This window comes from Mesorhizobium sp. M2A.F.Ca.ET.067.02.1.1 (assembly GCF_004023285.1).
In the GTDB taxonomy this organism is placed as follows: domain Bacteria; phylum Pseudomonadota; class Alphaproteobacteria; order Rhizobiales; family Rhizobiaceae; genus Mesorhizobium.
Genome location: NZ_RZSB01000756.1, coordinates 1 through 2,898, shown reverse-complemented (window position 1 = coordinate 2,898; position 2,898 = coordinate 1). Strand labels below are relative to the sequence as shown.

The window sequence follows — 2,898 nt, the reverse complement described above, 5'->3', positions numbered from 1 at the left end:
GCCATGGTCTTTCAGAATTACGCGCTCTATCCGCATATGACGGTTGCGGAGAACATGGCGTTCTCGCTCATGCTCAAAGGTGTTCCGAAGGCGGATAGCGATAAAGGTGTTAAGCGGGCAGCCGAAATCCTCGGGCTGGTTCCGCTGCTGTCGCGCTATCCGCGGCAGCTCTCAGGCGGCCAACGTCAACGCGTCGCCATGGGCCGCGCCATCGTTCGCAATCCGCAGGTGTTCCTGTTTGATGAACCGCTCAGCAACCTCGATGCCAAGCTCAGGGTGCAGATGCGCGCCGAGATCAAGGAGTTGCACCAGCGGCTGAAGACCACGACGGTGTATGTCACGCATGACCAGATCGAGGCCATGACCATGGCAGATAAGATCGTGGTCATGCACGACGGCATGGTCGAACAGATCGGGCCGCCGCTAGATCTATACGACCGGCCGAACAACCTGTTCGTGGCAAGCTTCATTGGTTCTCCCGCCATGAACATGCTCAAGGGAACAATCCTGACTGAAGGCACGCCGCGGTTCCAGGGCGAAGGAGGGATTTCGGTGACTTTGCCCGCGCCGTTCTCCATCGGCAATGGCGAGCCCGTCGTGCTGGGGATACGGCCCGAACATTTGCGGCTGGCCGACAATGGCATTCCAGTCACCGTGGTGGTGATCGAGCCTACCGGTTCTGAAGTACAGATCATCGGCCGGACGGCGGGAGGTGAGGATATCGTCGCCAATTTCCGGGAACGTCATTCCTTCACGCCTGGAGAAACCATCCAACTGTCGGTCGAGCCTGATCACGTTCATCTCTTTCACGGCGAAACCGGCAAGCGCATCGATAAGCCCTCGCAGCGGTAGGCGACACGCAACGACGAAGAGACAGGAGGAAACGAGCATGAAATTCACCAGACGCGACGTGATCCGCACGACCGCCGGCGCCGCCGCCGGCATGTTAGGGGGCCAGTTCGTTGGCTCTCCGGCCTTTGCCCAGGAGGCTTTGAAGTACAAACCGGAGGATGGCGCAAAGCTGAGGCTCCTGCGCTGGTCGCCTTTCGTGCAGGGTGACGAGGACCAGTGGTTGAAGAACACCAAACGGTTCACCGAAATGACGGGGGTGGAGGTCCGTGTCGACAAGGAGAGCTGGGAAGACATTCGCCCCAAGGCTGCGGTCGCAGCGAATGTCGGCTCAGGTCCGGACCTGATGTTCGTCTGGTTCGACGATCCGCACCAGTACCCTGACAAGCTTCTCGACGTGACGGAACTGGGCGATTATCTCGGGAAGAAATATGGCGGCTGGTACGATGGGCCGAAACAGTATGCGACGCGCGAGGGCAAGTTCATCGGCCTGCCTCTGGCCACCATCGGCAACGCCATCGTCTACCGCGAAAGTTGGGTGAAGGAGGCCGGTTTCTCGGAGTTTCCGAAGGACACAGCCGGCTTCCTCCAACTCTGCAAGGCGCTCAAGGCCAAAGGTCATCCTGCCGGCTTCACGCATGGCCACGGAGTCGGCGACGGCAACAACTATGCGCATTGGCTGCTGTGGAGCCATGGCGGCCAGATGGTCGACGAGCAAGGCAAGGTCACGATCAACAGCCCCGAGACGCTCAAGGCGATTCAGTATGCACAGGAGCTTTACAAGACCTTCATTCCCGGCACCGAGAGCTGGCTCGACGTCAACAACAACCGCGCCTTCCTGGCCGGCGAAGTGAGCGTCATCGCCAACGGGATTTCCGTCTACAACACGGCCAAGGTCAACAAGGACAATGATCCGAAGCTGACCGAGATCGCCAAGGACATGCGCACGACCAACATGCCGATCGGTCCGGTCGGGAAATCCGTCGAGCTGTTCCAGGTGACCACAGCCGTCATTTTCAACTACACGCCCTACCCCAACGCGGCGAAGGCCTATCTGCAGTTCATGTTCGAGGATCCGCAAATGTCGGATTGGATCACCTCCTCGGCGGGCTACTGCTGCCAGACGCTCAAATCCTTCGCCAACAATCCGGTTTGGAAGGCCGATCCGAACAACGCGGCCTACGCGAAGGCCTCGGAGACGCTACGTCCCAACGGCTATGCGGGGCCGCTTGGCTACGCCTCGGCCGCCACCATGGCCGACTATGTTCTTGTCGACATGTTCGCCAAAGCCGTGACCGGGCAGGCCGCGCCGCAGGAAGCGATGGAAGAGGCGGAAAAGCGCGCCAACCGCTACTATCGCGTATGACCACAGCTGAGCCGGGCGGTCGACCGTGCTGCCCGGCTCGGTTTCGGACGGCGGCTTGCGCCGCCATGCACCAGACCTCATGAGGAGCCGACCATGGCCGTGACGTCAGCTGCGGTTCGGCCGCGCCAATCAATCCTGTCGCGTCTGTCGGAAAGCCGAAATACCCTCGGCTTCGGCTTCATGTTGCCAGCGGCTGCGCTGTTGCTGGTCTTCCTGACTTACCCGCTTGGGCTCGGCGTCTGGCTTGGTTTCACTGACGCCCGCATTGGCCGCCCAGGCATCTTCATCGGCATTGAGAATTATGAGTACCTGTGGAGCGACAGCGTCTTCTGGCTCTCAGTCTTCAACACGCTGCTCTACACGGTCAGCGCTTCGATCCTGAAATTCATGCTCGGGCTCTGGCTGGCGCTCATCCTCAACGAGAACCTGCCCTTCAAGTCGTTCTTTCGCGCGGTGGTGCTGCTGCCCTGGGTGGTGCCGACGGTGCTTTCGGCCATCGCCTTCTGGTGGATCTACGATTCGCAGTTCTCGATCCTGTCATGGGCGCTTCAGCAGATGGGACTTATCGACCATCGCATCAACTTCCTCGGCGACCCGACCAATGCGCGCGCCTCGGTGATCGCGGCCAATGTCTGGCGCGGCATCCCATTCGTCGCCATCACTCTGCTCGCCGGCCTGCAGAC

General features: G+C 60.4%; 3 protein-coding genes. All 3 read left to right on the top strand.

Features of this window, described 5'->3' with window-relative positions; all coding sequences use genetic code 11:
- Nucleotides 1–852: TOBE domain-containing protein (locus tag EOA28_RS31305; protein WP_128315638.1), on the top strand; the 852-nt coding region annotated here is incomplete at its 5' end.
- Between the two features lie 37 nt (nucleotides 853–889).
- On the top strand, nucleotides 890–2,215 hold the full coding sequence (locus EOA28_RS31300) for an ABC transporter substrate-binding protein (RefSeq protein ID WP_127386104.1): 1,326 nt from the start codon (nucleotides 890–892) through the stop codon (nucleotides 2,213–2,215).
- A gap of 93 nt (nucleotides 2,216–2,308) precedes the next feature.
- Nucleotides 2,309–2,898 (top strand): sugar ABC transporter permease (locus EOA28_RS31295; RefSeq protein WP_148670969.1); only part of this gene is annotated, 590 nt, incomplete at its 3' end.